Genomic DNA, 5,940 nt, shown 5'->3' with positions numbered 1-5,940 from the left:
CAGCTAACTTAGCTTTGGTTTCTGCTTCTGATTTTGCTTTGGCGTCTTCAGCTAGTTTCGTAGCTTCAGCATCGGCTTTCGCTTTTGCGTCTGCAGCTAACTTAGCTTTGGTTTCCGCTTCTAATTTAGCCTTAGCTTCAGCAGCTTGTTTCGCAGCTTCGGCATCGGCTTTCGCTTTTGCGTCTGCAGCTAACTTGGCATTGGCTTCTGCTTCTAATTTAGCCTTAGCTTCTGCTGCTTGTTTCGCAGCTTCAGCATCCGCTTTCGTTTTCGCATCTCCAGCTAACTTAGCTTTTGTTTCTGCTTCTAGTTTTGCTTTGGCTTCCGAAGCTTGTTTTAATGCTTCAGCATCCGCTTTCGCTTTTGCATCTGCAGCTAACTTAGCTTTTGTTTCTGCTTCCAGTTTCGCTTTGGCTTCCGAAGCTTGTTTTAATGCTTCAGCATCAGCTTTCGCTTTTGCATCTGCAGCTAACTTAGCTTTTGTTTCTGCTTCCAGTTTCGCTTTGGCTTCAGCAGCTTGTTTTGCTGCTTCGGCATCAGCTTTCGCTTTTGCATCTGCAGCTAATTTAGCTTTCGCTATCTCTTCTGGTTTAGGTTTGTTTGCCGATTGTTTTGCTGCCTCAGCATCTACTTTCGCTTTAGCGTCGGCTGCTAATTTGGCTTTAACAACAGCTGCTTGTTTGGCTGCTTCAGCATCCGCTTTCGCTTTTGCGTCGCCGGCAAGTTTGGCTTTAACATTAGCTGCTTGTTTAAATGCTTCAGCATCAGCTTTCGCTTTGGCATCGGCGGCTAATTTGGCCTTCGCTACCTCTTCAGGTTTAGGTTTGTTGGCGGTTTGTTTCGCAGCTTCAGCATCAGCTTTCGCTTTAGCGTCGGCGGCAAGTTTGGCTTTTACAACTGCTGCTTGTTTTGCTGCTTCGGCATCAGCTTTCGCTTTGGCATCGGCGGCTAGTTTTGTTTTCGCATCAGCAGCTGTAACAGGTACAACTACTTTAGCCTTGGCTTCAGCCAATTGTTTGGCTCTTGCATCAGCAGCAACTTTGGCTCTTGCAGCAGCATCAGCAATTGCTTTTTCGCGGTTCAATCTGTTCTCTTCTGCTTTTGCTTTAACTTGCGCTTCATTTTCTTGTCTTGCTTTTAAGGCAGCATCTGCAACGGCTTTTGTCTTAGCCGCTTTTAACTCATTTTCTTTTTGTATATCTGAAGCTGATTTTTGTGTCACTTTAGGTGTTGACTGTGGTGTCGGAACCGATTTAGGTTCTGATTTTGGGAGTATAGAACCTTCTTCCTCATCCTCATTACTATACTTGCCACTGAATTTGTAAGCTAAAACAATTTCATGTGAAGGTCCAAATTGGGTGAAATTTCCTAATGCTTTTTCATAGTTGTATTCTAAAGCGATTCTGGATGTAAGATTAAGTCCTATCCCTGCTGAAACACCGTGAAATGAATTATAACCAGCTTGCGCCCAAACACCACTAGGAATACTGAACATCATTAAACCAGAAAGGATGGTTTGTTCCTTTTTAATCTCAGTACGAACAAGACCCGAAAATTTACTTCGGTCAAAAAAACCATTACTGTCAATAAAACCCGTATACATTATATGCGCTTGTAATGCTCGTTGTGGGTCATCTTGCACCATTTGTGATGTTTCTAAATTATACAAAACCGCATTGTTTAGAGCAAGTCCAAAATCAAAAAAAGCCGTTCCGTAATTAATCCCTGGGCTTACAACAAGTAAGGAATTTGAAGGAACTAAACCTAATGCAGGATCGGTATAATTACTAACTACTTTACCTGTATTAATTCCACTTTTATAAAAACCGAGATTTAAACCAAAAGTAAGGTTATTGTCTTCACTAAGATATACGTTTTGTGCAAAGTTGGCCACTCCACCAAATGTTGTGAGTACACCATAATTTTGTTGAAACAATCCTATACCAATTCCTTGATTTTCTCTAAAACGTCCTGAATAACTCGCCAAATAAGTTTGCGGCGCATTTTCAAATTGCACCCATTCTCGTTTATTAAAAATGGTAGCGTATGAATTTTGCTCTCTAGCAAAACTAAAAGCAGGATTGATTAAAAATTTATGGAACTTAAGTGAATTTCTAACTGGTATATTGAAAGAGACCACACCATTATCTTGTGAATGGATGGCCTGAAGTAAACAGAAAAAAAAACAAAAACTAAAAAAAATATTTTTCATGTTACCTAATTACTGTGATGGAACCCTTTTTAATCGTATTATCTTGTGTTGTAATGATATAGTAATAAATGGGATTCACAGATTTAAAATCCAGTTGCTCTTCTGGCCAATTATTTTGATAATTTGTTGTATTCAATACCATTTCACCCCTTGCATTCAAGACCACCACCGATGTATTTGTACCACTAATATATTGTTGTGGTATTGTCCAAGTATCATTGATACCATCGTTATTCGGACTTATGATGTTTGGGATTAAAACTACATTAGGGTCTACGAAAGGAAAGCGGATTTCAAATGGTAATTCTTTTTTTGAAACGCAACCGGTAGTTTGTGTTATGGTTAAAGAATAATTTCCTTCTTGATTTGCATTGAGTGTGTTTGTAGTGGCTGATGGTATTAAAGTACCATTCAAGAACCATTCAAAAGTAGGATTATTTGCTGATGTTGTTGCTACTATTTGCTTAGTTTCTCCTTCATTGATAATTGTTGTTCCTGAAACATTTAAGGAACTTGTAAAAGGTACGTTTTCTAGATTGATGGCTCCTGTAGAGGTACAGCCTCCAAAATCAACTCTAACTGTATAATTCCCAGCTGTAGTTGTACTATAATTTTGGCTAGTGGCACCTACAATGGCGACATCGTTTAAAAACCACTGGTAGGTATTTCCAGCTTGTGTACTTAATGTTGTTGGTCCTTCTGATGGACAAAACGGATTTCCTTTACTTGACGTAACAGTTGCTACTGTACCCGCAGCTTCTCCAACAGTAACTCTGTTAGAAAAAGAATCGGAAGTACACGTACCGTAATTGGTTTCTACATAATATCTTCCTGGTGCAGTAACAGTAAGACTAGGGGTTGTGGCTATAGGCACTAAACTAGGTTCTTTAAACCATTTAAAAGTCAGTGATGGATATTTTAAAGGGGAATCATTAGTTCCCGTTCCTGGATTATCAATAGTCAATACATACGAACCACCTTTACAATAGGTGGCATTTTCATTGAAATTATTGATCGAAAATTGGGTGTCTTGTAGCTTGTAATAGGCCGCAAATGCGTTTGAGCTAGGACTAGTTGCTGCAGGGGCAGTACTACGTACTCTTATTCTGAAGTTTTCACCTCCTGTTGTGGTTGGAACAGCAAAAACAAAAGTTCTTGACGAAAGTGTGGCAGTATTTGGTTTCTCTGTGAAACTAAGAGCTATTGGAGCGGAAAAATTTCCCACTCCATCTGACAGCTCTAGTATAAATTGATTTGAGGTACTTAACGACCCCGGAGGATTAAATGAAAAACTAACCTCAAAAGTATTAAAACTTCTATTTGCGCATATTTGTGTAAAACCAAGTGATGGTTTGTTTATAGTAAATTGTGCGTGTAAGGAATTAACTGCTAATAAAAACAGCAATGAAAATAAAAATTGATAAGCTTTAAAAATAGTAGGGGGGCGTCTACATTTCATAATTAGTTTTACATCAACTTGACAGCTATTACATTACAACATTATTAATTAGATGCTGTAATTTTAGATAATTGTAAACGGAAATCCGGTCTTTTTTCATTGGCAAAGTCAATAAAAGTCTCTGCATTATTACTGTTTGGCGAAAAGTAATTAAACAGGTTAGTTTGACCGTAATAAGATTCTAAATCTTCATTATTAGAGTTGTCAACAATAAAGATGTTTCCTTTACAGTTATTAAAGTACATAGATTCAAACTTAATTTTAGATAAGTTTTCTTCCGTCAATTGAATTTTATTGTCCAATAAAACTGCCGGTTTGAAACCAGAGATTACAGTACGCTTGCAGTTGAGTGACGCATTTTCAGCAATATAAATGGCCTCTTTAACTAAACCTGATTCAATATCAACATTAATATTAGCACTATTGTTGACAAGAGTTAAATTAGTGGCTACAACCATAGTCTGCTTTTTAGAGAAATCTACTTCTTCTTTTTTATTATAAGAAGCAATGTCTAAACATCTGGAACCATTTTTACTTGATAAAAAGGAAGAACGAATGGCAAGAGAGTTTGTTAAATTACTCTGAGCTCCGTAGTTAAAACGGTAATCATCATTACTAGATTTGTATGAAACGACTTGAGATAAATTGGTGTCACCTCCAAAGATTTCAAAAGAATTTCCTCCTGAGAAGCTGATCATTATATTTTGTAAAATAGTTTTATTCCCAATACCTGCTAAAAAAAGAGAGTTCAAATTTCCACCACCAGTGGCAAGTTTAGATCCTGCAAATTCAATACGAACGTATCTCATAATACCAGAATTACTTGCAGGATTATTACCACCATAAGATGTTAAAGCTGAATTAAAATCACTTCCACTACCTGTATTTACAGCAGCTACGCCTCCAAATTTATTTAAAGGAGCATCACCTAATATTACGATACCACCCCAATCTCCAGCTTTTCTCAAACTGCGATTCGAAGTAAAGACAATAGGATCTGTTTCTAGACCATCTGCAATAATACTAGCACCTTTAGTGATTATTAAAGTTCCTTTGGTATCAAAGTCACCAATAATTTTAGTTCCAGGTTCAATAGTAAGCACGGCGTTGTTAGTCACATAAACATTACCTTGTAGCAAGTAAATATTTTTCTTATACAATTTAGTATTTGCAGTTATATTAACTGCTAATATTTGATTGGCTTCTCCGTAGTCTACTTTGTTAGGCTTAAACTCGGTCCAGTTATTCAACCAATTATTAAGTCCAATAATTCCTTTTTCTTGCTGTGCCTGAGCAGTTGAAATTACCAATAGAAAAATTGTTAAAATTCGGGGGAAATTTTTCATGGGATTAAAATTTAATTATTTATTATAATTTGAATAGGAAAGAAAGTATCCATTACAATCCTTCAAATTCATGCAATGATTTCATTGTGGTTTCAAAAAATAATATTGCTGCAACCAATGTGTTTTTATCCGCATAAGGCAACATTTTCTTTTGAAAATCTGTAGATACAACTAGAAAATCTTGTGTTCCTTGAGCCACATCTTCTAATGCTTTTTTATTTACTGCATCATTAGGAATTCCTAAATCAGATATAGTTACTCCTGGTAATTTTGCTAGGGCAATGTTTGGCAAGATTTTAACAAGCACTCTAACACGTTCCGTGTATAGCTCAATTAACTCTCCTTTTTGCATCGATTTCAATTGATCTAAATCATGAAATGTTCTTATGGAAGCATCTTTACTAATTATGCTTCTTTCTACAACTTTCGCTTGTGAAAAGGCAGCACCCGTCGACATTAAAAAAAAACTTAAAACAATAACTTTCGCTTTCATAATATTATATTAAAAAAATTTATTTAAGGTAACAAATCTAAACATTTAAACTTAAAACAACATACGTTTTTATTTTTATTTTGGTTTTGGTGTTGAATTGTTAACAATTTTTGGTTAATAAGTTCCCAATGCCTTTGTTTTATTGGTTTTTTTTAATTAGAAACATTACAAATAATGTGGAGTTTACTAATTTTCGTTCAAAACTCAAGTGCATTTAGGGTAAATTTAACATTTTTTAACAATCCATACCGTATTAAAAACAAATCAAAACGCCTATAACCACGTATTTATACCTATATGATTCTTAAAAGTAATAAAAGTTGCTTAATTACTACGTTTTTTTTTAAAAAATCTTTGGTTGCTTATTAGCTTATCAACTTGTGCTTCCCTTTTAAAATAAAATATGAAAGTACAAATACATGTTATAAAG

Annotated in this window: 4 protein-coding genes; all 4 read right to left on the bottom strand. The window is 35.7% G+C overall.

The genetic code is table 11. The features are described 5' to 3' along the window. The coding region (locus tag DNC80_RS11150) for a PorP/SprF family type IX secretion system membrane protein (protein WP_255493231.1) at positions 1–2,212 on the bottom strand (2,212 nt) is incomplete at its 3' end. A 1-nt stretch (position 2,213) separates the two neighbouring features. Further along, on the bottom strand, positions 2,214–3,671 hold the full coding sequence (locus DNC80_RS11145) for a gliding motility-associated C-terminal domain-containing protein (RefSeq protein ID WP_182651290.1): 1,458 nt from the start codon (positions 3,669–3,671) through the stop codon (positions 2,214–2,216). A 44-nt stretch (positions 3,672–3,715) separates the two neighbouring features. Beyond that, positions 3,716–5,017 carry a hypothetical protein gene (locus DNC80_RS11140; protein WP_182651289.1) on the bottom strand — a complete coding sequence of 434 codons (1,302 nt, stop codon included), beginning with the start codon at positions 5,015–5,017 and terminating at the stop codon, positions 3,716–3,718. Between the two features lie 52 nt (positions 5,018–5,069). Then, positions 5,070–5,510 (bottom strand): hypothetical protein, encoded by a 441-nt coding sequence (locus tag DNC80_RS11135; RefSeq protein ID WP_144889809.1) that lies wholly within the window; start codon positions 5,508–5,510, stop codon positions 5,070–5,072. Positions 5,511–5,940: the final 430 nt, after the last annotated feature.

The sequence above is a fragment of the Flavobacterium sp. SOK18b genome, assembly GCF_014156605.1.
In the GTDB taxonomy this organism is placed as follows: domain Bacteria; phylum Bacteroidota; class Bacteroidia; order Flavobacteriales; family Flavobacteriaceae; genus Flavobacterium; species Flavobacterium tiangeerense.
This window is presented reverse-complemented; position numbering and strand designations above follow the sequence as displayed.

What these genes read in the sequence shown, in the direction of transcription:
- DNC80_RS11140 (WP_182651289.1), bottom strand. Translation starts at nt 5,017, where the DNA reads ATGAAAAATTTCCCCCGAATTTTAACAATTTTTCTATTGGTAATTTCA.
- DNC80_RS11135 (WP_144889809.1), bottom strand. Translation starts at nt 5,510, where the DNA reads ATGAAAGCGAAAGTTATTGTTTTAAGTTTTTTTTTAATGTCGACGGGT.
- DNC80_RS11145 (WP_182651290.1), bottom strand. Translation starts at nt 3,671, where the DNA reads ATGAAATGTAGACGCCCCCCTACTATTTTTAAAGCTTATCAATTTTTA.